The sequence below is a fragment of the Leisingera sp. ANG49 genome (assembly GCF_059694505.1).
Genome location: NZ_JCATZN010000011.1, coordinates 1 through 22,559, shown reverse-complemented (window position 1 = coordinate 22,559; position 22,559 = coordinate 1). Strand labels below are relative to the sequence as shown.

Sequence of the window (22,559 nt, the reverse complement as noted above, 5' to 3'; positions counted from 1 at the left end):
AGAAGAAAGGCCGCCGCGGCTCAGCGGCCGGTGGTGGCCAGAACCGCCAGGCCGGTCCTGGCGATGATTTTCAGATCCCCGGGGAAGCTGCGCCGGGCAAGATAGGCAACATCCAGCGCCACCCGCTCGTCATAGCTGACATCATTGCGGCCCGAGACCTGCCACAGGCCGGTGATGCCGGGCTTCTGGGCCAGATAGGCGGAGACGCTGCTGCCGTATCTGGCCAGTTCCCTGGTGACGATGGGGCGCGGACCGACAAAGCTCATCTCGCCCCGCAGCACGTTCCAGATCTGCGGCAGCTCGTCCAGGCTGGTCTTGCGCAGGATGCGGCCCAGGCGGCTGATTCGCGGATCATCGGACAGCTTATGGTCGCGCGCCCATTCCGCGGCCGCCGCGGGATTGGCGTCCAGGTAGGATTGCAGCTTCGATTCGGCATCCGCCACCATGCTGCGCAGCTTCCAGCATCTGAACGGTTTGCCGCCCCGGCCGATCCGGGTATGGCCGAAGAACCCCGCGCCGCCGTCGCAGCGCACGAGGATCCACAAAACAAAGATGACCGGAACCAGAACCGGCAGCAGCAGCAGGGCAAAGCCGATGTCGAAGGCGCGCTTGCCGGTACGGACATAGAAACCGGCGGGCGCCTGGCCGGCGTCCCGGCTGGTTTCCTCAAGAGCATAGGCTGTCAGCGCAAAATCCCGCATCGTTAAACACCCATAAATTTCAAACGACTAAATAGAATTCGCCCGCATAGGGGGAGCATCATGTGCTCAATACACCCTGGTTGTAATAAATTTAAGTAGTATTTTTCATACTTCCGGGCCCCAGCCGCAATTTGCCGCAGAACGCCGCCCCCGGCAGTCAGGCTGCCGGCGCCCGGCCCCGTGCCACGGCGCCGGCTGAGGAGGGGATGGAAAAAAATGCGCATGCCGCGTCAGGCGCGGCGCCGGCGGTTCACTTCCCAGGCCAGGATCAGGGCGGCAGCCACCGCCGCCAGCGCCAGCAGGCCGGTGCCGGCATCGATTTCCGGAACGTCATGCGGACCGCCGCCATTGCCCTGCCCGCCACCGCGGCCGCCGCCCTGCCGAGGCCAGCGGCCCATGGCAAAAGCGGCGGTCAGGGTCAGGCAGTTCGCCGCAAGTGCTGCGCCTGCTGCAGTCAGAATTTTTTTCATTGCTCGGCCTCAAAGGGTTAGAGTTCACCCCCCCCCGCAAACCGTTAACACTTTCTTAAAATTCGCGCAATTTCCGGCCGCCGCCTGTTCCGGCTTTGCCGCCCGGCCGTGTCCCGGCTGCACCGATCCACCTTGGGTTGCTTTGATATCCAGCCCCTAGCGCCGAGCCTGCAGGACGCGCACCGCCCCTGCCGCTGCATCTCCCTGCCGGGCCGCCCGGCAAAGCTCTCCTGGCGGCCGATGATGCAATCCTTTCTGGAGACACCCGCAGCCGCCCGGGCATAAGCCGCGTTCAGGCGCCGCGGCAGGCCGGCACGCCCATGCGGATAAGTTCACGGCCCGTTATCTTGTAGACCCCGGTAATCCGGTTCCGCCCCGTCTGCAGGAACCAGGTTCTCAGCGGTTCAGGGTAGTGGGCGGCCATCAGCTGCGAGAAATACTCGAAATCCTCTTCGCGCAGCCGCCAGCCCCGGCGCGAGGGCCCGTGGAAGCCGAAGACCGTGCCGGGGCTGACACAGGTGCCTGGCAGCCCCAGGAATAGGGTGCAGGTGGAATAGCAGATCCGGCCCCGGATCTCGACACGCGCACCGCTGCGCCGGAGGGTCTGCAGCTCAGCCAGGCGGTGGTGCAGGTAACCGCCCGGGTCGTCCCCCACGACAACAAGCCCTTGCGCCTCTGCCGCCGGGCACCACAGCGCGGCCGCCGCCAAGCCGATGGCAGCCGCGGCCAGTGCAGCCGCGATCATCTGTCCAGGCCTGCCGGGAGCCCCCGGCAGCCGCCCGGGCCGCGGATCCCCCCGGCCGCGGTTCTGTTGCTGAGCCCCATCAGCCCCCCTCCTGGTGTCCCTCCAGGGCCTGATCGCGGGTTTTCTGCCTGATTGATCCGCCTTTCCCGGCGGTATGCTGCGGCGGCTCCTGCAAACCGGAACGCGCGGCCTCACTCATTATTGTAGCGCAAATGCGGGCAGAGGCATGCCGTTCCAGGAGAGGCAGCTGCCGCCACCGGCGGCCGGCGTTCCAGCGCCCTGCCCTGTTTCAGGGAAGCCGGCGGAGGATTGTCCGGAAGGAAAGCCCCCTGCTGCGCCGGGGAGCTGCTAGCGCCTGGCCTGCAGGAAGCGCACCGCCCCGCCCTCCAGGCAGGCCGCCGACAGGGTGCCGCTGGCATAGGCGCCGGTGTCGATGGCGATCCGGCCGCGCTCCGCCGCGGGCCGGGCGACGATGGTATGGCCATGCACCACCCAGATCCCGTCGCGGCGCGGGGTGCGGAAAAACTCCGGATGCCCCCACATCAGAACCTCCTCCGCCTGCCGCTCCGGGGCGGTGTGCGGATCCGCGCCGGCATGGGCCATCAGCACATTGCCCGACAGCAGCGCGGTCTCCAGCCCGGCGGCCCAGGCAATCAGCGCCTCCCCCATCCTCTCCTGCAGGCGGTCGCGGCACGCGCGCAGTTGCTCTGCGCTCATCTGCGGCCGGACGCCCGGCACCGCGAAGGAGGCCAGGGTCTGCAGCCCGCCATTCCTGATCCAGCGGCCGCCCTCGCGTTCGGGATCGCGCAGGAAGCGCAGCAGCATGTCCTCGTGATTGCCCTTCAGGCAGGTCAGCTCCGGGCGCGCGCTGAGGTATCTCAGCACTTCAGCGCTCTGCTCGCCCCGGTCGATGTAATCGCCGGCCAGCACGATCCGGTGATCCTGCGGCACCTGCGCCAGCATGCGCTCCAGCAGCTCCAGGCAGCCGTGCACATCGCCGATCACGCAAAGCGGCTCCCCGGGCGCCGGCTCCGCAAAGCGGGCGCCCCGCCCGGATTTTTGCGGCCCGAATTTTTGCAGCAGGGATGACAGCACGGGCCGGCGGCTCTCCGGTTGGGCTGCGCCGCAGCGCAGGGCATGGGATCCGGCGGTGATACCCCCCTGCCCGCAGCGGGGCAAGCCGCGGGGGCTGGCGGCCTGCTCAGAACAGGAAGTCATCCGCAGCCAGCAGACCCGGCCGCAGGCCCTCCAGCAGGAGCCAGCCGCTGCCGGTGCCGATCAGGGTGCCGCCCTCTGCCTGGCTGATCTCCAGATCCGCAAAGCGGTCCGCGGCAGCGCCCTCCAGGCGGATCCGGTCCAGACCGGAGGTGAAATCGGTGACCGTATCGCTTCCGTGGCCGCCGGCAAAGACAAAGACATCGGCGCTCTCTCCGCCCGTCAGGCGGTCATCGCCGCTGCCGCCTTCCAGAAGATCTGCCCCGGTGCCGCCCCACAGCCGGTCCGCACCACCTTCCCCCCGCAGCGAGTCGTTGCCGCTGCTGCCGTACAGCAGGTCGCCGCCAGTGCTGGCGGCCAGGAAATCCGCACCGCTCTCCCCCAGCAGCGTGTCATTGCCCGTGCCGCCGCGCAGCACATCATTGTCCAACCCGCCTGCCAGCCGGTCATCGCCGCCGCCGCCCCACAGCCAGTCCGCGCCACCTTCCCCGCGCAGCGTGTCATTGCCGCTGCTGCCGTACAGCAGGTCGTCGCCAGTGCCGGCGGCCAGGAAATCCGCACCACTCTCCCCCAGCAGCGTGTCATTGCCCGCGCCGCCGCGCAGCACATCATTATCCAACCCGCCTGCCAGCCGGTCATCGCCATCCCCGCCTGCCAGCGTGTCGCGGCCGGCCTGGCCGGCCAGGCGGTCCTTGCCTGCGGCACCGTCCAGCATATCCGCGCCGTCACCGCCCCACAGCCGGTCATTGTCTTCACCGCCCCACAGGTGGTCATTGCCGTCGCCGCCCTCCAGATTGTCCGTCCCGGTGCCGCCCCACAACTTGTCCATTCCGGCTTCCCCGCGCAGCGTGTCGCTGCCACTGCTGCCGTACAGCAGGTCGTCGCCCTTGCTGGCGGCCAGGAAATCCGCGCCGCTCTCCCCCAGCAGCGTGTCGTTGCCCGCGCCGCCGCGCAGCACATCATTGTCCCGCCCGCCTGCCAGCCGGTCATCGCCGTCGCGGCCTGCCAGCGTATCGCGCCCGGTCTGCCCCGTCAGCTGGTCGTGCCCGGCGCCGCCGTCCAGCATATCGGCACCGGTGCCGCCCCACAGCTTGTCATAGCCGTTTTCTCCCAGCAGCCTGTCATCGCCGCTGCCGCCCCACAGCCAGTCATAGCCATCCTGTCCGGCCAGGCTGTCGCGGCCGCTGCTGCCCTTCATCACATCGCCGCTGCTGCCGCCCAGCAGCGTGTCATTGCCAGCACCGCCCAGCAGCGTGTCGCGGTCGCCCTTGCCGTCCAGCCGGTCATCACCGCTGAGCCCATAGAGCGCATCGCGGCCGCTTGTGCCCGCCAGCTGGTCGCGGCCGGCGCCGCCGTAGAACCCGCCGCCGGGCAGGGTCCCGCCCAGCCCCTGGCGCTGCGGGAATTCGAACCGCAGCGCCGGGCCGAACACATCCTCCAGCTCCAGCCGCCCGCCGCCGGCCTGGCCCACAACGACCCTTGTGCCGCCCGCCTCCAGGTCGATGCCATAGCTGCGGCCGCGGCTGTCCAGCTGGGCCGGGCTGTAAAGCCCCTCGAACAGCGACAGGTCCAGCAGGTCCGCGCCGGGGGTGAAATCGCGCACCGTCACCGCCTCCGCCCCCGGGGTGATGACAAAGATGTCGGCGCCCGCGCCGCCGGTCAGCTCGCCGCCGCCCGCGCCCGAGACCAGCACGTCATCACCGGCCTGGCCGTACAGATCTGCCGCGCCCGCGCCGCCTTCCAGCACGTCATTTGCAGCGCTGCCATCGAGCCGCGCCTCGCTGTCTCCGGCCCGGCGCACAACGCCCAGCTCCGCCAGCGGCAGGGTGAACCGGCTGATGCCGCCCTCGGCGCCGGAGGCGGCAAAGACCTGCAGCTGGCCGTCCGCCGCCACCGCCTCCAGCGCGGTCACATTCTGCAGCCCGAGGCCCGGCATATGCTCCAGGCTCTCAAGATGGATCAGTTCGCCGCCCGGGGTCAGGGTGAACAGGCTGAGGCCGCCGTCATTGCCCGCCGCCAGCACCAGCAGGTGATCCCCCGCCTGCACCACCTCCAGCGCCGAAAGGCCGCCGAAACGGGTCATCGCGGTGTCCTGCAGCTGCGCCTCGAACCGCAGCCCCCCCGCCGCATCCACCTCCACCAGGGTGAGTGAGCTGCTGCCCGCAGCGCCCAGGAGCGCCCAGGCCTTGCCGTTCATTTCAAAGCTTTCCAGCGCGGTGATGGTGGAGACCGACAGCCCCTGCCCCGCGCCCAGCACCGCCCCGGGGGTGAGCGCGCCGGTGGCGGCATCCGCGCTGTAGCCGCGCAGGCCCTCTGCATCCGCCGCCAGCAGCACCGGCCCGCCAGCGGTCTGCACCGCGGCCAAGAGCGCCGAGGGCTCCAGGCTGTAAGAGGCGCTGCCGCCGCCGGCGCCGGTCTGCGCCTGCACGTTGCCGCCCGCATCCAGCCGCCAGCCCTGCAGGGTGCCGCCCGCCAGCCCCACCGCATAAAGCGCCGCATTGCCATCCGCCAGCTGCAGCACCGCCACATCGCCAAGCCCGCCCGCATCCGCGCCCGCCAGGCTGTCCTGCTGCCGGCTGCCCAGGCTGCCGCCGCTGCCCAGCTCATAATAGCTGAGGCCGCCGCTGGCCTGCTCCTGCAGCAGCCGCAGCCCGCCGCCGGTTTCCGCCAGTTCGAAATTGCCGGTGCGCAGGGAGGCCTGGCCATGCAGCTGCTGGCCCGCCAGCTGCGGCAGGCCGCCATTGCCGGACAGCTGCCAGCGGCTGAGGCCGCCGTTCATGCCGTTGATGGCATAAAGCGTCGCCTGACCGTCCTGCACCGCGATCTCCAGATCGCGCAGATCGGTGCCGAAAATCATGTCGTCCGTGCCGAACCGTCCGGTGAATGCCAATGCCATCGTGCCGCTCCCATGCGCTGCAAAACCCGAGGCTGAACCTGGCGGGGCGGGGCGGCGCGAAGCGGGCGGCAAATCGGGCAAAACCGGGGACATTGTTTACAGATTGAGGACAATTGCGCGAACAGCCGGGGAATGGGACGGGAACAGAGTAGGACCCTGCCCGCCTCCCGCAGGGGTGTTGCGCAAGCAGCGTACGCCCCGTTAGCGCCGCCTTGACCCGGCTCTGGCACTCTGGCGCGCAAGATCCCCGTCCGCCCCGCAACAGGAGCCCCGCCGATGACCCAGGCCTCGCCGATCCTCGCCCTGCCCTACCTGATGCCGTCCCAGGCGCAGAAACATGTGACCCACAACGCCGCGCTGCAGATGCTGGATGCGCTGGTGCAGCTCACCGTCCAGGGCTTCGATGCCGCCACGCCGCCCGCCAGCCCGGGCATTGGCGAGACCCATGCGCTGGGTGCCAGCCCCGGCGGCGCCTGGGCCGGCCAGGGCCACGCGATTGCCGCCTGGCAGGGCGAGGGCTGGCTGTTCCTCTCCCCCGCCCCCGGCTGGCGCGCCTGGGGCATCGCCGAGGGTGAACTCAGGGTCTGGGGCGGCAGCGCCTGGGTGCTGCCGCCGGCGCAGACCCAGAACCTGGCCCGCCTCGGCGTGGGCACCGCGGCGGATGCCGCCAACCCGCTCTCGGTCTCCGGGCCCGCGACGCTGCTCAGCCACGCAGGCAGCGGCCATCAGCTGAAGATCAACAAATCCGCCAGCACCGAGACCGCCTCGCTGCTGTTCCAGTCGAACTGGAGCGGCCGCGCCGAAATGGGGCTGGCGGGCAGCAATGACTTCGCGGTCAAGCTCTCCGCCGGCGGCAGCAGCTGGAGCACCGCGCTGGCGCTGCAGCCCAATGGCCGCGCAGGGTTCGGCACCGCCAGCCCGGCGGCGCATCTGGAGATCCGGGGCAGCAGCGATGATTACCTGCTGGCAGGCGGTGGCGGCAGCCCGGACTTCCGGCTGGGATCGGACGGCAACGGCAGCTGCTCCGGCGCCTGGACCGGCGGCGGCGCCGATTACGCGGAATGGTTCGAATGGGCGGACGGCAACCCCGCAGGGGAAGACCGCCGCGGGACCTCCGTGGTGCTGGAAGGCGTAAAAATCCGCCCCGCGAGAGCCGGCGAGACGCCCATCGGCGTGATCAGCGCCAGCCCGGCGGTGGCCGGCGACGGCGACATGGATGAATGGAAGCAGCGCTGGCTGCGCGACGCTTACGGAACCCTGCTGCGCGATGCGGACGGCAAGCCGCAGGAAAATCCCGCTTATGACCCCTCGCAGGCCTATGTGCCGCGCAGCCGGCGCCCGGAATGGACGCTGGTGGGGCTGGTCGGCAAGCTGCGCCTGCGCAAGGGCCAGCCCGCGGCGGCGGGCTGGATCCGGATGCGGCAGGCCGCGCCAGGGCTGGAGGAATGGCTGGTGCGCTGAGGCCTGCGGGACGCGGTCCGCGGCCAATATACGCGCTCCTGCCGCAGCGCCTGCCTTTCGGGTTTGAAACCCCTGCCGCGCCGGCTATGACACCCGCAGGAAACGACACCAGAACAGAAGGCCGCAACTGCATGCCCCTTTACCGGAACGGCGATAAAGTCATTCTCTTTGTCCATATTCCCAAGACCGGCGGTTCCACGGTGGAAGAGGTGCTGAAGGCCGCGGGCGCGCCGCAGGCGCTGAAGTACCACAAGCGGCTGGGCTACTCCAACGCCACCCCCCAGCACATGCACTGGGAAGTGCTGAAACACTGGCTGCCTGCGGGGTTCTACGATTACGCCTTTGCGGTGGTCCGCCACCCGCTCGCCCGGATGGTCAGCGAATACCGCTGGCGCCGGGTGCTCAGCAAGACCCGGGAGCTGCCGGATTTCGACACCTGGGTGCGGCGGCAGCTCAAGCGCTATGGCGAGGACAGCTTCATCCTGGACAACCACATCCGGCCGCAAGGCGAATTCATCGGCGCCCGCGTCGAGGTGTTCCGCCTCGAAGACGGGCTGGAGCGCCCGGTGCGTGCCGGGCTTGAGCATCTGGGACTGGACACGGAGACCCTCGAGATCCACCACGCCCGCAAGTCCGAGCGCGACACGCTGAGTGCAACCGAACAGACCCTGCAGAAGATCCGCAAGTTCTATGCGGCGGATTTCGACCGCTTCGGCTATGACCCGGAGCTGCTGCCGAAGGATCTGCAAATCAGCTCCCCCGCCTGACCCCCGCCGCCGCCCGCACCGGCCCTGACCTGCCCCTGACCCGGAACCGCCCCCATGACCCTGAAGCCCCTCCTGCGCAGCGCCTACCGCAGGTTATATTGGACCAGCAGCTTCCTGCCGGCAGGGCTGCGGCGCCGGATCGGCGCATTCTACCGCGCGCAAACCGAGGCCCCGAAACCCGCGAAAACCGAATCCCTCAAACAGCCCCTGCCCGAACCCGCGCCCCTTCCAGAGCACATCTTTACCAGCGCTTTGGAAAGCGAGCCGGTCCAGCCCGGCCTCGTCCTGTACGAAAGCTTCCACGGCAGTTCCATGAACTGCAGCCCGCGCGCCATCTTCGACGCACTGCTGAACGATCCCGAACGGGCAGGCCTGGAGCATGTCTGGGCTCTGAAGCGCCCGTCCGCCGCACCGGAACCGCTGCGGCATTTGCCCAATGTGCGCTTTGTCGCCCCCGGTTCGGCGGACTATGCGCAGCTGCTGGCCACCGCGGGCGCAATCATTTCCAACAGCACCTTGCCGACCTGGTACCTGCGCCGCGACGGGCAGTCCTACATCAACACCTGGCACGGCGTGCCGCTGAAGCGGATGTTCAAGCATGAGGACGCCCTGCGCCCGACCGTGCACCGCAACAGCCAGCGCAATTTCCTGCAGGCCTCGCATGTGCTGCTGCAGAACAGCTTTACCGCAGACGCCCTGCTCGGCGCCGCGGATGTGCAGGAGGCCACCGAAGGGCGGCTCAGCTGCATCGGCGCGCCGCGGGTGGATGAAACGCTGACGGCGGACCGCGAGGCGCTGCGCGCCGAACTGGGGCTCTCCGAAGGCCAGAAGCTGATCTTCGTGGCGCCGACCTGGCGCGGCGAGCTGGGCAAGGCCAACAAGAAGGCGCCGATGCTGGATGCCCTCCTGAGAGCTCTGAGCGGGCTGGATCCCGCGCAATACGCGGTCTATGCCCAGATGCACAATTTCACCGGCACCCGCGCCAAAGGCGCCCGGGCGGTGCCCGCCGGCATGTCCACCAACCGCTTCCTGGCCGCGGTGGATGTGCTGATCAGCGACTATTCCAGCATCATATTCGATTATCTGGCCACCGGGCGGCAGCTGATCCTCTATGTCTACGACCGCGCCGAATACGAAGAGCTTCGAGGCCTCAATGCCGGCCTCGAAGAGCTGCCTGCGCAGCTGTGCATGCGGCCCAAGGATGTGATGGAGGCGATCCGCACAGGCCAGCGCGCCGATGCGATGCCGCAGTATGAGGCCGCTCAGGCGCAGTTCTTCCCGCTGGAGGATGGCAATGCCACCGCCCGGGCGGTCGGGGCCCTCCTCGCCCCGCCCCCGCCCCGCACCCGCAAGCGGCCCCGGGTCGTGTTCTTCGGCGGCGGCTGGAAGAACAATGGCATCACCTCCTCGCTGCTCAATCTGCTGGGCGCGCTGCAGGCTTATGATCTCGACATTTATGTGCTGACCGAAGGCCTGCCGCTGGAAAAATCCGAGGAACTGCGCGCCAACCTGCGCCGGGCCGGGCCGCGGGTGCGGCTGCTTCACCGGGCCGGCGGCATGGTGCGCCCCCCGGAAGAAAACACCCGGGTGGAGCAGTTCTATGCGCTGAACGGTTTTGAAAGCCCGGAGCACGAAGCCGCGGTGACCGCCGCCTTCCGCCGCGAGGCGCGGCGGCTCGTGGGGGACATGAACTTTGATGCGGCGGTGGATTTCAGCGGCTATGCCCGCTACTGGAGCCTGCTGATGGCGATGCTCCCGGCCAAGCGGCACGCGATCTACCAGCACAACGATATGCGCTCGGAGGCTGACAAGCGGTTCGAGATCCTCAACGGCGTCTTTGCCGTCTACAAATGGTATGACGCGGTTGCCAGCGTGTCGGATGAAACCCGGCAGGTGAATGCCGGCAGTCTCGCCGCCTATTACGCGGCGCCGGAGGCCGCGATCACCGTGCGCAACGTGATCCGCCCCGCCGAGATCCGGGCCCGGGCCCAGGAACAGATGCCCAGGGAGCTGGAGCTGCTGCTGCCCCGGGACAAGCCGGTCTTCGTGATGGCCGGGCGGCTGTCGCCGGAGAAAGCCAAGGACCGGGCGATTCAGGCTCTGGCCCGGCTGCGCGCCGAAGGCAGCGAGGCGGTGCTGGTGATCATGGGCACCGGCCCGCTGGAGGCAGAGCTGAAAGAAGAGGCGCACCGCTGCGGCGTCGAGGATCTGGTGATCTTTGCAGGCCATGTCAGCAACCCCTTCCCGGTGATCGCCCGCGGCAGCTGCTTCCTGCTCAGCTCCGACTACGAAGGCCAGCCAATGGTGCTCCTGGAGGCGCTCACCCTCGGCAAGCCGGTGCTGGCCACAGACATCCCCGGCGCCCGCAGCGTGCTGGGCACGGACTACGGCCACCTGGTGCCGCCCAGCGTCGACGGGGTCGCCGAGGGCATGCGCCATTTCATCGAAGGCCGCATCGGCGGTGCCGAGTTCGACGCAGACAGCTATTGCGAGGAAGCCCTGCAGGATTTCTTCGACCGCGTTCTCGGCTTCACGCCCAAGCGCCTGCCGCCGGCCTGATCCAGCCCCTTCCCGTCCGGCCCGGTAACAGGCCTGGGCAGGCCGGGCGGTTCCGGACCGGGCGGAAACAGGCCCGCCAAACGGCGGCAACGGCAGAATGCGGCCTGCCGGCAGCAGCCTGCGGACTAATTCAGCACGGGGTCTACCCAAAGGCCGTTTAACCGGCTATCAACGCTTCCACAGCTAAGAGAGGCATCCCGGCACGAGCAGTCAGGCCCCGGCGGGAAAGCGGAATTGCAGCCAGACCGGACCGGAAAGCAGCCTTCCGGCACGGGGCTTGTGAATATGGAGTTATTAATGCGGCGTGTGATTACTTACGGCACTTTTGACACCCTTCATTTCGGACATATCCGCCTGCTCCGCAGGGCCCGGGAACTGGGCGATTACCTGGTCGTCGCGCTGTCCTCCGACGAATTCAACCAGCTCAAGGGCAAGACCTCGAAATTCTCCTGGGAGGAGCGCAAGCGCGACCTCGAGGCGATCCGCTATGTGGATCTGGTGATTCCGGAGCACACTTGGGAGCAGAAGCGCCAGGACGTGCAGGACCACAATATCGACGTCTTCACCATGGGCGATGACTGGACCGGCGAATTCGACTTCCTGTCGGATCTCTGCCAGGTCATCTACATGCCGCGCACGCCGGAAATCTCCAGCACGATGATCCGCAACAAGATGCAGGGGCTCAGCACCGCTGCCGAATAACACCGCCGCCGCCGCGTTGTGCCCCCGGCCGCAGCAGATGCGGGCGGGCTCGTGGTATGCCTGCTGTTCCCCGACTGCCGCCTCCTGTGCCCTGCCGCCCTGCCGGCGGCGTTCCGGGGCACTTAACCCGCAGAGCATGACAGCCGTATGACATCCGCCGCCGCCTGCGGCACAATAGGGCCGCAAGGGCCGGCAGCGCGTCGGAACGGACCCGGAGAACCGCCATGAACATTCTATGCGTAGGCGCAGGCCTGTCGGGCGCGGTGATCGGCCGCCAGCTGGCTGAGGCCGGCCATCAGGTCACCGTGATCGACGCGCGCGCCCACATCGCCGGCAACTGCCACACCGAGCGCGACGCGGAGACCGGCGTGATGGTGCATGTCTACGGGCCGCATATCTTCCACACCGACGACACGGAGGTCTGGGACTATGTGAACCGCTTCGCAGCCTTCCTGCCCTACAAGAACCGGGTGAAATCGACCACCCGCGGGCTGTCGGGCGAGCAGGAAGTGTTCTCGCTGCCGGTGAACCTGCACACTATCAACCAGTTCTTCCGCAAGACGATGCGCCCCGCAGAGGCGCATGATTTCATTGTCAACGAACAGGCCGACACCTCGATCGAAAACCCCGAAACCTTCGAAGAGCAGGCAATGCGGTTCGTCGGCAAAGATCTCTATGAGGCGTTTTTCAAGGGCTACACCCTCAAGCAATGGGGCATGCCCCCCTCGGAGTTGCCCGCGAGCATCCTCAAGCGGCTGCCGGTGCGGTTCAACTACGACGACAATTACTTCTTCCACAAATTCCAGGGCATGCCGGAGGACGGCTATACCGCGATGATCACCAGGATCCTCGGCCACCCGGGCATTTCGGTCAGGTTAGAGACTGAATTCACCCCGGAGATGGGGGCAGAATACGATCATGTGTTCTACTCCGGGCCGCTGGACGGCTACTTCGGCTACAGGCTCGGCCGGCTCGGCTACCGGACGCTGGATTTCGAGCGTTTCACCCATCAGGGCGACTACCAGGGCTGCGCGGTGATGAACTACGGCGAGGAAGCTGTTCCTTACACCCGCATCACCGAGCACAAGCATTTCAGCCCTTGGGAAAGCCATGAGGGCTCTGTGCTCTACCGCGAGTTCTCACGCCAGGCAGAACCCGGCGACATCCCCTACTACCCGATCCGCCAGGTGAAGGAGAAGGAGCTGCTGGCGGCCTATGTGAAGCTGGCGGAGGAGACCCGCGGCGTCACCTTCGTGGGCCGTCTCGCCACCTACCGCTATCTCGACATGGATGTGACCATCCGCGAAGCGCTGGACGCCGCGCGCGGCTTCCTGGACTGCCGGGGCAAGGGCCAGGCGGCACCGGCGTTTTTTGCGCCGCCGCTGGCCTAGGCAGAATCAGCCGGGAGAGCCGCTGCCCTCCGGACTGCCCTGCCCTCCGGGCTGCGGGGCGGGCTGCGGCGCCGGGGCGGAGGCCGCCTGCGCCTCCTCTTCGCTGCCGAACAGGCGGCGCCACCAGCGCCGGACCCAGCGCTCGGGCGCGGGCTTGCCGCAATACATCATGGTTTCGGCCAGCCGGATCAGCGCCTCGGGGCTGACATCCTGCTGCGGCGTCGGCGGTGTTTCAAACGGCGTCCAGTCAGCCTTCAGCGCGCCGGGGCGGTCCTTGAAATACTGCGCCGCCACCCATTTGTTGCCCCCGGCAAAGCTCTTCTGGAACGCCCGGGCGGTGTCCAGGCTCGGCAGCACCTTGCCGGGCGGCACCTCGTTGCGCAGCCACTGGCGCAGCCGGAAGTCGGCATGGGGCGGCAGCTCCACCCCGGTTTCGCCGCTGTTCAGAGCCCGCAGCACCCCGGCTGCCCAGACGCCCATGCTGGTGTTCTCACGCTCCGGCAGCTCCCACCCCGGCGCCTCCGGATCCAGCCCCAGCAGGGCGGCGAAATCCGACACCACCCCATGCGGCAGGCCCTTTGCGGCGGCAAAGGCGCGCACCTCCAGCACCTCCGGGCCGAACTCGCGGCCCCAGTTCTCCAGCAGCTTGCGGAAGTTGAAATAGCCGCGTTTGGGCGGGTGCATGTGGCGCGCCAGGAAACTGTCCACGTCCTCCTCCAGCCCGTGCCGCAGCATGGTCGAATAGAGCGCCACCGCGTGGTCGATCTGCGGCCGCAGGTAGATCACGATGCGCAGCCGGCGGCCCTCCAGGGCCGGCGCCAGCAGGGTCTTCAGCCGCGCGAAATGCTCCGGCCGGGTGCAGCGCGAATGCATATGCTCGCTGGAAATCACGATATGCTTGTCCGGATGGGCGGCAATTTCCTCCGCCAGCGCCGCCTGCACCTTTCGCTCGAACTTCTGATACTGCGCCTGGGTGCGGATACCGTGCTTCTCCTGCAGCTGAGTTTCGCGCTGCCGCCCCTGCAGGAACACCGGAATGGCGTTGTGGGGCACCTCGCCCAGACTGCGGAGATAGAGAATGCCCTGCTCCGCCAGAAGCTCCCGGTTGGCGGCCATAAAGCTCTGGATGCTGGTCGACCCGGTCTTGGTTGTGCCGATGTGCAAAGTGACCTTGTTCATGGCTTTTGACTGCTCTCCTGCGCCGCGCAGGGCACGGCTGTTTCCCGCGCCGGATACTACGCATTGCCGCCCGGGAAGGCCACCGCGGTTTCCCCGCAAGCCCCGGTAGAGCGGCCGGCTGCAACGGCCCGCATCAGGCCCCTATCCAAATCCTCCGGAACACGGTATTCAGCCAGCCGGAGCGGCCCCGCCGCCGCCCGCCTGCACATGCCCCGAAAGACCGCCACCAGGACTCCCCTCTCCCCGATGACGCTGACCGCTTCCCGCCCCGCTGCCCGGCTTGCCCGCACCCTGTTCCCCGGGCAGTTCCTGACCCGCAGCCACGGCCGCGCCGCCCGCTGGGGCACCGCCCTGGCCGCCGCCGCCGCCACCCTGGCGGTGACCGGCACGCCAGCCCTGGCGCGCGAGATGTTCCGGCGGCTGCACGGCGACCAGTTCCTGACCGGCATGCGGCGGCTGTCCTGGTACCTGCGGCGCGGCTGGCCCGGCATTGATATCTCGCAGGATCCGGTGCCGGTGTTCTACCAGGACCTGGCCCCGCGGGAGCTGGCGGCGCAGCGCCGCTTCCTCAGCCGCCGCGGCGCCCGCCTGGCGCCGGATGTGCTGCAGGGCGAGCTGTGCCTGATCTCGGCCAGCGCCGCCCTCGCCGCCTTCGGCACCCCGGACTATGGCCGCTGCCTGCAGATGTTCCGCCAGGACGCCGCCGCCGCCCTGCAGGCGGTGCTGCAGGCGCCGCCGGTGCCGCCTGGCAGCCAGCCGCCCGCCGCCGAAGCGCCGATCCGGCAGCAGTTTTCCCGCACCGGTGCCGAACAGGCGCTGCGCGACACCCTGGCGCTGCTGGAGCGGAACGGCATCCGCGCCTTTGTGCTCTCCGGAACCTTCCTGGGCGCGGTGCGCGAGAAGGCGATCCTGGAGCATGACTACGACATCGACCTCGGGGTGATTGCAGAGGAAACCGATCTGGACCGCCTGGAAGCGGTGCTGCACGGCAGCCCGCCGTTCCGCTGCATTTCCAGCGCCTGCCAGACCCGGCTGGAGCGCAGCAGCAGCGGCCGCCTGGTGCGGCGCGACCTGCCGGTGCTCTACAAGCTGCGCCACGCCAACGGCACCGTCGCCGACATCTTCCTGCACTACCGCGAGGACGGGCTGCTGTGGCACGGCTCCTCGCAGTACCGCTGGGACAATGCGGACTTCGGCCTGGCACCCTACCCGCTGGCCGGCATCGAGGTGCAGGGCCCGGATGACGCCGGCCGCTACCTGACGGAGAACTACGGTAACTGGCAGATCCCCAAGCGCGATTTCCACTGCGGCTCCGACACCCCCAACCTGCAGCTGCTGCCCAATCCGCTGTCGCTGGCCCAGGCGCTCTGGCAGCTGCGGCTCAGCGCCGGCAGCCCGCGGCGGCGGGCGCTGCTGGCGCAGATGCAGCGCGCCGGCCATATCGCGCCCTCCGCAGACGGCGGCTGGCAGATCCCCGAAGACCTGTTTGCCCCCTAGGGCCAGGCCCCCAGGAGCCGCAGTTCAAGCCCCGCTCGCAGTGTCATGCCTTCGGGGGGCGTTCAGACCCCGATCGCGTCATGGAATTCGGCCATGGCTTCTTTTGTATAGGAGCCGAAGTCGAACGCAGGCACGTCTTTGGGCGTATTGGCGAAGCGGATCATCGCCTCGGCAAAGGCGTCAGGGGTCCGCTCCACCAGCTCGCCGTAGCCGTCCAGAACGTAGCGGATCGAGGGGACATCCGATCCGATGCAGTATTTCCGCATCGCCAGTGCCTCCAGAAGCACCATGGGCTGGCCTTCATAATCGGACGGCAGCACAAAACACTCGCACATGCTGATAACCGCAAAGGGATTGTCGACATGGCCGGTGAAAATGATCCGGTTCTGCAGATCAAGCTTTCTGGCCAGTTTCTGCAGGTCCTTTTCCAGCGGACCGGTTCCCATGACAATCAGGACAGCATTGACACCGGCCTCAACGACCTTTTTCATCGCTTCGATCAACCGTGCCTGGTTCTTTTCCGGAGACAGCCGCCCGCTTGTTACGAATTTAACGAGGGGCCGCGTCTCGAGGCCTCTTTGCTCCAGGAGCTGTTCAAAGCTCAAGAGGGTCTTAATCTGTTCGGGGAGCGCACGTATATCCTGCGCCTGGTTCAGAATTTTATCCGGATGCACGATGTTGCGGGCGTATTTCGCGCTGTCCGGGCCGGGATAATACTGGCCCAGTTTGGAAGTGTTGATGTCCCTCAGGCTCGGGGAGACTGAAATCAGCGATTGGACGTGCTTATACTCTTCAAACACATTCAAAAGCTGGCGCTGGTTCCGGTCTGCACTTGGATTATGCGCCTCTGCGTGCAGGTCGTTGTGCTGGTAAAGCGCATGGTGATCGGCGCTGGCACGTTTGATGAAATCCACCCACCAAACGGTATAGGACGAGTAGTTGACGGCACTGTCGAAGTGCCGGTCCGAAAGAATCCTCCGGACCTCCAGATCCATGCTCCGCTCCAGGCTTGCCCCAAGCCCTTCAGTCGTCTCGCCGGCACGCCAGGCATTATAGGCCGCCATATCCGAAGGGGCGACAAACATCGCTTCGGATTTCAGTATCACACGGCAGTTCCGGCGCAGCTTTTCGAGATATTCCTCGCCGATGGGCGAGCTGTCCACGGACCGGCAGTCGACCACCACCGAAACATCGTATTTGCCGTGATCAATCGTCTCAATGAGGTTGAGGAATGCCGCGGTAATCCCGTTCCGCCCCAGAAACCCGGGATAGAACAGGATCGTCTTCTTCTCTGAGGGAGCGCGCTCCAGTTCGGGCTGCGACAGGAGCAGATCGACAACGCGCCGGCTTGCCTGCCCGTCTTCCAGAGGCAGAATATCCTTCATGACAGCGGCGTAATTTTCGCTTTCCGACGGCTTTGCCGGTGCGGAAATGAAACCGGCAAGCTGCTCATGCGTGTGGGCGACCTGAAGGGGGAGCGTATTGATGTCAAGGTACAGGCCCCGCGTCGCCTTATAATCTTCGAGATCATAGGTGTAGAGCACCGTCGGCCGGTCCAGCACCAGAAAGTCAAAGAAGACGCTGGAGTAATCGCTGATCAGAATATCGGTGGCGGCGAGCACCTCGTTGATATTCACCTGGTCGGGAATGATTTTACAGTTCTGCGGCAGGCTCGCCAGATTGTTCCTGGTGTAGTTATGGATCGACAGCAGGATGTGGTACTGGCCGCCGAATTTTTCCGACAGAAGCTGTATCGTATCGACCTGGTGGGCCATTTCCCCGGCAACGTTGCCAACAACGCCTCTCCATGTCGGAGCATAAAGAATAACCTTCTTGCCATCCGCTATGCCAAGGCGCCGGCGGACGTCTTCGGCATCAGCGTTCAGGGTGACATCAACGCGCGGAGACCCCGTTACCCTTGCCCGGGCGGTCGAAAAGATATCGCCGTAAGGAACCACTGTTTTTTCGACCGCATACTCGCTGGCCAGGCAAATATGCGTCGATTGGGTGAAATTGTGCTGGGTGTTAAATGAATTCTTAAGCGGCTGGGGCATGTCCATGCCCATGCACTTCAGCGGGATGCCGTGCCATACATTGATGTATTTCTGACCAGGCTTCCTGATGAAGTAACCCGGGAAATTCGAGTTCCCCACCAGCGTCTCCGCCTGCAGCAATGCGTGTGCATATTCCTTGGACCGGTATTCCACAAACTTGATCTCAGGCCGGCCGGCCATCCATTCCGGCGCGTCCACATCCCCGTTTTTCACCCAGATGAACGTGTGGCCCTTGAACTCTTCACGGCGGTGCATTTCCAGAAAGACCGCATAAGGGTTGCAGGAGATTTTGCGCCCCCAAAAGCTGTCAAACAACACAACTTTCGGATCAAGATTCACCTGATCATATTTGGTGTAGTAATAGGTCCGGTCCTTGGCGCCAGCCAAACCGATGACGGGCGAATTCCGGTACAGGTGCTCAAGCCGGGAGGAAACGGCTTTGTACGGGGCGAATTGGCGCAATTTTGCGTCATAGGGCCTGAACTTCACCAAGGCATTTTTGACAGCGGTTTTCAATTTCGACACTTTCCTAGCCTGCAAAAAAACCAGCCTCGCCTTAGAAGTAAAGGACGCTGTCTGGGGATTGTTCTGTCTGATGCTGAACGCCGCACCGGGCGCAGATGTGGCTGTCCTCTATGCGGTTTGAGTATTCAGGTCAACCAGCGCGGGTCCTCGGCAACCTGCCCCTCAGGGGCCGCTCAGGCCAGCATCGCCTCATGCACGGCGATGGCTTCCTCCAGGTCCTCGTAATAGCGCATCTCGCCCTTCTCCAGCACCAGGCCGGCATTGCAGAACTGGCGCACCTGCTTCATCGAGTGGTTGACCATGATGGCGCCGGACAGCTTCATGCGGTCGGCAAACACCGCCCGGCTCTTGCGGCGGAACGCCTTGTCGCCCACCGCCGTCACCTCGTCGACCAGATAGGTGTCAAAGCGGATCCCCATCGAGGCGCCGAAGGTCAGCCGCGAGCGCATGCCGGAGGAATAGCTGCGCATCGGCATGTGGAAGGATTTGCCAAGCTCGGAGAACTCCTCGACAAAGGCCACCAGATCGTCGCTGTCGACGCCGTAGATGCGGGCGATGAAGCGGACGTTCTCGGCGCCGGTCAGATCCCGGTGGAACGAGGCCGCCAGCCCCACCGGCCAGGAGATGGAGCCGTCGGAGACCACCCGGCCGTGATCGGGGCGCAGGGTGCCGGCGATGATTTCCAGCAGCGTCGACTTGCCGGCGCCGTTGCGGCCCAAAAGCGCCAGCGACTTGCCCCCCGGCAGGGTGAGGTTCAGATTGTCGATGACAATCTTGCGCTCGCCCTTGATCCAGAAGCTCTTGGTCAGGTTTTCGAACCGGATCACCGCCCTGCCCTCAGCTGCGGTCGCGGACCGAATAATAGATCAGGCCGCCGATCGACCAGACCAGCAGCAGGAACAGCCCGGTGAGCCCGCTCAGCACATAGCGGCGCGGGTATTCCGCCTCGCTGGCCAGGGTCGGCTTGATATAGGTGGCCAGGTAGCGGCTTTGGCGGGCCGCCTCGCCGCGCGCCACCTCCAGCGCCGCCAGCGCCGCGCGGTAGGTCTCCTCGGCAAACTCCCGGTCCACCGTCAGCCGCTCGAACTCGGAGATCAGCGTCGGATAGTCCTCGCCGACGCCGCCGGTGTCGGTGTTGCTGGAGGCAAAGGTCTGGCGCTCGATGTCGATGCGGTCGCGGATCACCTCGATCTTCTGCTGTGCCTTGTTCAGCCGCACGTCGCCGGGCGCCACCGTGCCCGCCAGCAGGTCGTATTCAATCAGCGCCTCGGCCAGCTGCTGCTGCAGGTTGTTCATCACCCCCATGCGGCCCTGGATGTCGGCTTCCGGATCGACGATGCGGGTGCGGGTGCGGAACCCGGTCAGCGCCTCGCGGGCCGCTTTCAGCCGCTCCAGCGCCTCCGCCAGATCGGCCTCGGCATAGCGCATCGCATCGGTGCGGGCCTGCTCGTTGAGCGCATTGATGCGGATCTGGCTTTCCTCGGTGATGGCGCGGGTGATGGCCTGGGCCATCTGCGGATCATAGGCGGTCACCTGCACCTCGGTCAGCCCGGAGCCGCTGTCATAGGCGATCCGCACCATGCGCTGCCAGTACCAGGTCAGATCCTCCAGCGTGGCCTCTGGCCACAGCGCAAAGGCCCAGTCGCCGGGCCAGCGGCTGGCATAATGGGCGCTGAGGCCGGTGCGCGCCTCCACTGCGGCCACCAGCTCCTGGCTCTGGATGAATTCATAGAGGATGTCGCTGTCGGAGGCGGTGCTGTTGCCGGTGAAACTGGCAAGCCCGCCCAGGATGTCATTGGCGCCGGCGCTGTCCTGGCTGCGCACGGTGAAGCCGGCGGTGGAGGCATACTGGTCTTCGGCCACCGCAAACAGATAGAACACCGCCGCCGCCAGCGGCATCAGAACCAAAAGCGCAAAGGAGGCGATCAGCCCCCAGTGGCGCCGTTTCATATGGGCGGCGCGGGCAATCGGATAGGCGGGCTGCTGCTGCTGCAGCGCTTCCAGCTCCGCCTCGGCGGCCTCGGCCCGGACCAGCAGGCGGCCGATCCGGCGCTTCTGCTGGGCGATCTTCACCTCCGGCTCAAGAGGACCGGGCTTTGCTGCCGCGCCGGTGCCCTTGCCGCCCGTATCCTTGCGGCCAGAACGGAATTGGGCGGCCGCTGTGCGCTGCGCCGCCGGACGATCCTGTGTCATAATCTGCTTACCCCGGCCTGCAGCCGTTTGTAATTGCCTCGTCTTTCTTTCATATTATCGCCTGCAGCGCGCATATTCACAATGGCTATTCATGACCCGACCCACATCCGCGGCAGCCCCGGCCCCGTCTTCGGCCGCCGCTCCGGCCTTCCCTCCTGCCCAACGTCCCGGCACCGGGCGCGCCCGCAGCTTTGCCGCGCTGCGCACCATCGCGGCGCTGATGCTGCGCGAGATGTCGACCCGCTACGGGCGCACGCCGGGCGGCTACCTGTGGGCAGTGCTGGAGCCGCTGGCAGCGATCCTGTTCCTGGCCATCGGCTTTTCGCTGGTGATCCGCAACCCGTCGCTGGGCACCAGTTTCCTGCTGTTCTACGCCACCGGCTTCCTGCCGTTCAATCTCTACCAGAGCGTGTCCAACACCGTGGCCCGGGCGCTCAGCTATTCGCGGCCGCTGCTGCGCTACCCGGCGGTGACCTGGATCGATGCCCTGCTGGCCCGGTTCCTGCTCAACAGCCTCACCGGCATTCTGGTCACCCTGCTGCTGACCGGAGCGGTGCTGGCCGTCATCGACAGCCGCGCGGTGCTGGACCTGCCGCCGGCGGTGCTGGCGATGTTCCTGGCAATGATCCTCGGCCTCGGGGTGGGCGCCCTGAACTGCGTGCTCTCGGGGCTGTTCCCCCTGTGGGAGGTCGCCTGGTCGATCCTGACCCGGCCGCTGTTCATCGCCTCCGGCATCCTGTTCATCTATGAGGACCTGCCGCCGCTGGCCCAGGACATCCTGTGGTTCAACCCGCTTATGCATATCACCGGGCTGATGCGCACCGGCTTCTACCCCACCTATACCGCCTCCTATGCCAGCGTGCCGTTTGTGCTGCTGTCCAGTCTAGCGCTGCTGGCCTTGGGGCTGGTGCTGACCGGGCGCTACCACCGGGACATCCTGAACCGCTGAGGCCGCCTGCCTGAAACCGCCCGCCTGAAGCCGCCTGCCCCGCCCGGGGCGCATGCGGTGCGGGCCGGGGGTCAGTCTTCGGCGGCCAGCTCCAGCACCCGTGCATGGCTCACCCTGGTGCGCCGCAGCAGCCCGTCGCGCAGCGCATGGCCCATCAGCCGCAGGAAAGCGCGGCGCGCGCCAGGGTGCTGACGCGCCTTCATCAGCCATTTCGGAACGATCACCAGCAGCACCGGCCAGAACAGCCAGCCCGCCGCCATCCGGTACAGCAAGAGCAGGTTGCGGTGGTAGTAATAGGCCTTCCACAGCGGCACGAAACGGCCGCGCTGCGCGGCATCCGCCTTGGCCTTGGCCTTCTCCCCGGCCGGCTCTTTGGCGCCGCCCTGGAAGGTCGACAGGTCATGCTCAAACCGCACCGCAGGCTCAAAGCCGATGCGCCCGCCCGCTTTAGTCAGCCCCAGCGTATAGATGCCGTCATCGCCATAGATGAACAGCTCCGGATCCGGAAAGCCGATCCGCCGCACCGCATCCGCCGAAATGAAGAAGCCGACAAAAGAGGTGACATCGATCTGCATGCCCGGCCCCTCGTAATCCGAGGGCTGCACATGGAAGCCGGAGCGGCCGCCGCCGAACAGGGTGCGCAGGAACTCGCGGGCGTGCCAGAACGGGTTGCGCGAGGGGCGGTTCATCTCGCAGATGCGGCCGTCCGGGAAATAGACCGCCGCCGCCACCGCGTCCCAGCCGCCACCGCCGGCCGCGCCTGCCGGCTGCCGGTGCATGGCCAGCCCGTGGAACGCTGCCAGCCCGCCCGGTGCGGGCCGCCCGTCGTCATCCATCACCACCAGCCAGTCCGGGCCGTGCGCCTCCATCGCCCGGCGCATGCCCATCTCGAAGCCGCCGGCGCCGCCGCGGTTGGTCTGGCTGGTGCAGATGTCGAGCCTGGGGTCGTCCTGCGCGGCCAGCCAGGCGCCGGTGCCGTCGCTGGAGGCATTGTCGGCCACCACCACCGCCGCCAGCTCATGCTCCGGGCTCTCCAGCAGCCGCGCCAGCGTTGCCTTCAGCTTGTCCAGCCGGTTGTGGGTCACCACCACCGCCACCAGGCGGCCCGCGCCTGCGGGGGCGGCGGATGCCGGGGATGTGGTGCCGGGGGCCTCTGCTGCTGACGCCAAAGGGTGCTCCTTGCCTGTGAGATGAATCCGGTGCTGCATGTGCGGGTGCGAAAACTCATAATTCCCCGCCCCTGTCAAACCCTTTC

17 protein-coding genes are annotated in these 22,559 nt (G+C 66.8%); 7 read left to right on the top strand and 10 right to left on the bottom strand.

Going from position 1 to position 22,559, the window contains the following annotated elements:
- Positions 1–20: 20 nt before the first annotated feature.
- From AC58NV_RS21630 to AC58NV_RS21610, 5 genes are all read right to left on the bottom strand, one after another.
- Positions 21–701 (bottom strand): sugar transferase, encoded by a 681-nt coding sequence (locus AC58NV_RS21630; protein ID WP_497228990.1) that lies wholly within the window; start codon positions 699–701, stop codon positions 21–23.
- A 230-nt stretch (positions 702–931) separates the two neighbouring features.
- On the bottom strand, positions 932–1,171 hold the full coding sequence (locus AC58NV_RS21625; protein ID WP_497228989.1) for a VPEID-CTERM sorting domain-containing protein: 240 nt from the start codon (positions 1,169–1,171) through the stop codon (positions 932–934).
- A 292-nt stretch (positions 1,172–1,463) separates the two neighbouring features.
- Positions 1,464–1,916 (bottom strand): hypothetical protein, encoded by a 453-nt coding sequence (locus AC58NV_RS21620; RefSeq protein WP_497228988.1) that lies wholly within the window; start codon positions 1,914–1,916, stop codon positions 1,464–1,466.
- A gap of 348 nt (positions 1,917–2,264) precedes the next feature.
- Entirely contained in the window at positions 2,265–2,921 is a 657-nt protein-coding gene (locus tag AC58NV_RS21615) for a metallophosphoesterase family protein (protein WP_497228987.1), read from the bottom strand.
- A gap of 196 nt (positions 2,922–3,117) precedes the next feature.
- Entirely contained in the window at positions 3,118–6,027 is a 2,910-nt protein-coding gene (locus AC58NV_RS21610; RefSeq protein WP_497228986.1) for a calcium-binding protein, read from the bottom strand.
- 276 nt (positions 6,028–6,303) lie between these two features.
- Between AC58NV_RS21610 and AC58NV_RS21605 the strand changes: the two genes are divergently transcribed.
- From AC58NV_RS21605 to glf, 5 genes are all read left to right on the top strand, one after another.
- Entirely contained in the window at positions 6,304–7,488 is a 1,185-nt protein-coding gene (locus tag AC58NV_RS21605; protein ID WP_497228985.1) for a peptidase G2 autoproteolytic cleavage domain-containing protein, read from the top strand.
- A gap of 131 nt (positions 7,489–7,619) precedes the next feature.
- The gene (locus AC58NV_RS21600; RefSeq protein WP_497228984.1) at positions 7,620–8,255 is read left to right on the top strand and encodes a sulfotransferase family 2 domain-containing protein; all 636 of its coding nucleotides are present in this window, start codon (positions 7,620–7,622) and stop codon (positions 8,253–8,255) included.
- Between the two features lie 54 nt (positions 8,256–8,309).
- Positions 8,310–10,814, top strand: a complete 2,505-nt coding sequence (locus tag AC58NV_RS21595) for a CDP-glycerol glycerophosphotransferase family protein (RefSeq protein WP_497228983.1) — start codon at positions 8,310–8,312, stop codon at positions 10,812–10,814.
- A gap of 297 nt (positions 10,815–11,111) precedes the next feature.
- On the top strand, positions 11,112–11,516 hold the full coding sequence (gene tagD, locus AC58NV_RS21590; protein ID WP_497228982.1) for a glycerol-3-phosphate cytidylyltransferase: 405 nt from the start codon (positions 11,112–11,114) through the stop codon (positions 11,514–11,516).
- Between the two features lie 224 nt (positions 11,517–11,740).
- Positions 11,741–12,907: a UDP-galactopyranose mutase gene (gene glf / locus AC58NV_RS21585; protein ID WP_497228981.1), complete on the top strand. Its 1,167-nt coding sequence runs from the start codon at positions 11,741–11,743 to the stop codon at positions 12,905–12,907.
- Between the two features lie 6 nt (positions 12,908–12,913).
- Here glf and AC58NV_RS21580 read toward each other — a convergent pair whose 3' ends face one another.
- The gene (locus AC58NV_RS21580) at positions 12,914–14,086 is read right to left on the bottom strand and encodes a hypothetical protein (protein ID WP_497228980.1); all 1,173 of its coding nucleotides are present in this window, start codon (positions 14,084–14,086) and stop codon (positions 12,914–12,916) included.
- Between the two features lie 246 nt (positions 14,087–14,332).
- Between AC58NV_RS21580 and AC58NV_RS21575 the strand changes: the two genes are divergently transcribed.
- Positions 14,333–15,583 carry a LicD family protein gene (locus AC58NV_RS21575; protein WP_497228979.1) on the top strand — a complete coding sequence of 417 codons (1,251 nt, stop codon included), beginning with the start codon at positions 14,333–14,335 and terminating at the stop codon, positions 15,581–15,583.
- Between the two features lie 62 nt (positions 15,584–15,645).
- Here the strand turns inward: AC58NV_RS21575 and AC58NV_RS21570 are convergent, their stop codons facing one another.
- The 3 genes from AC58NV_RS21570 to AC58NV_RS21560 form a co-directional block, all read right to left on the bottom strand.
- Entirely contained in the window at positions 15,646–18,153 is a 2,508-nt protein-coding gene (locus AC58NV_RS21570) for a CDP-glycerol glycerophosphotransferase family protein (RefSeq protein ID WP_497228978.1), read from the bottom strand.
- 182 nt (positions 18,154–18,335) lie between these two features.
- Entirely contained in the window at positions 18,336–18,989 is a 654-nt protein-coding gene (locus AC58NV_RS21565) for an ABC transporter ATP-binding protein (RefSeq protein WP_497228977.1), read from the bottom strand.
- A gap of 10 nt (positions 18,990–18,999) precedes the next feature.
- A complete protein-coding gene (locus tag AC58NV_RS21560; RefSeq protein WP_497228976.1) occupies positions 19,000–20,355 on the bottom strand; it encodes a KpsE/RkpR family capsule polysaccharide export protein in 1,356 nt (451 codons plus the stop codon).
- A 91-nt stretch (positions 20,356–20,446) separates the two neighbouring features.
- On the opposite strand from AC58NV_RS21560, the gene AC58NV_RS21555 reads away from it, so the two are divergent.
- Positions 20,447–21,304, top strand: coding sequence for an ABC transporter permease (locus AC58NV_RS21555; protein WP_497228975.1), 858 nt, complete (start codon positions 20,447–20,449; stop codon positions 21,302–21,304).
- A 71-nt stretch (positions 21,305–21,375) separates the two neighbouring features.
- Here the strand turns inward: AC58NV_RS21555 and AC58NV_RS21550 are convergent, their stop codons facing one another.
- Positions 21,376–22,473, bottom strand: a complete 1,098-nt coding sequence (locus AC58NV_RS21550; RefSeq protein WP_497228974.1) for a glycosyltransferase — start codon at positions 22,471–22,473, stop codon at positions 21,376–21,378.
- Between the last annotated feature and the right edge of the window lie 86 nt (positions 22,474–22,559).

Bases quoted from the DNA above. Each gene is read 5' to 3' on its own strand.
- AC58NV_RS21630 (WP_497228990.1), bottom strand. From the start codon at position 701: ATGCGGGATTTTGCGCTGACAGCCTATGCTCTTGAGGAAACCAGCCGG.
- AC58NV_RS21625 (WP_497228989.1), bottom strand. From the start codon at position 1,171: ATGAAAAAAATTCTGACTGCAGCAGGCGCAGCACTTGCGGCGAACTGC.
- AC58NV_RS21620 (WP_497228988.1), bottom strand. From the start codon at position 1,916: ATGATCGCGGCTGCACTGGCCGCGGCTGCCATCGGCTTGGCGGCGGCC.
- AC58NV_RS21610 (WP_497228986.1), bottom strand. From the start codon at position 6,027: ATGGCATTGGCATTCACCGGACGGTTCGGCACGGACGACATGATTTTC.
- AC58NV_RS21605 (WP_497228985.1), top strand. From the start codon at position 6,304: ATGACCCAGGCCTCGCCGATCCTCGCCCTGCCCTACCTGATGCCGTCC.
- AC58NV_RS21600 (WP_497228984.1), top strand. From the start codon at position 7,620: ATGCCCCTTTACCGGAACGGCGATAAAGTCATTCTCTTTGTCCATATT.
- AC58NV_RS21595 (WP_497228983.1), top strand. From the start codon at position 8,310: ATGACCCTGAAGCCCCTCCTGCGCAGCGCCTACCGCAGGTTATATTGG.
- tagD (WP_497228982.1), top strand. From the start codon at position 11,112: ATGCGGCGTGTGATTACTTACGGCACTTTTGACACCCTTCATTTCGGA.
- glf (WP_497228981.1), top strand. From the start codon at position 11,741: ATGAACATTCTATGCGTAGGCGCAGGCCTGTCGGGCGCGGTGATCGGC.
- AC58NV_RS21580 (WP_497228980.1), bottom strand. From the start codon at position 14,086: ATGAACAAGGTCACTTTGCACATCGGCACAACCAAGACCGGGTCGACC.
- AC58NV_RS21575 (WP_497228979.1), top strand. From the start codon at position 14,333: ATGACGCTGACCGCTTCCCGCCCCGCTGCCCGGCTTGCCCGCACCCTG.
- AC58NV_RS21560 (WP_497228976.1), bottom strand. From the start codon at position 20,355: ATGACACAGGATCGTCCGGCGGCGCAGCGCACAGCGGCCGCCCAATTC.
- AC58NV_RS21555 (WP_497228975.1), top strand. From the start codon at position 20,447: ATGACCCGACCCACATCCGCGGCAGCCCCGGCCCCGTCTTCGGCCGCC.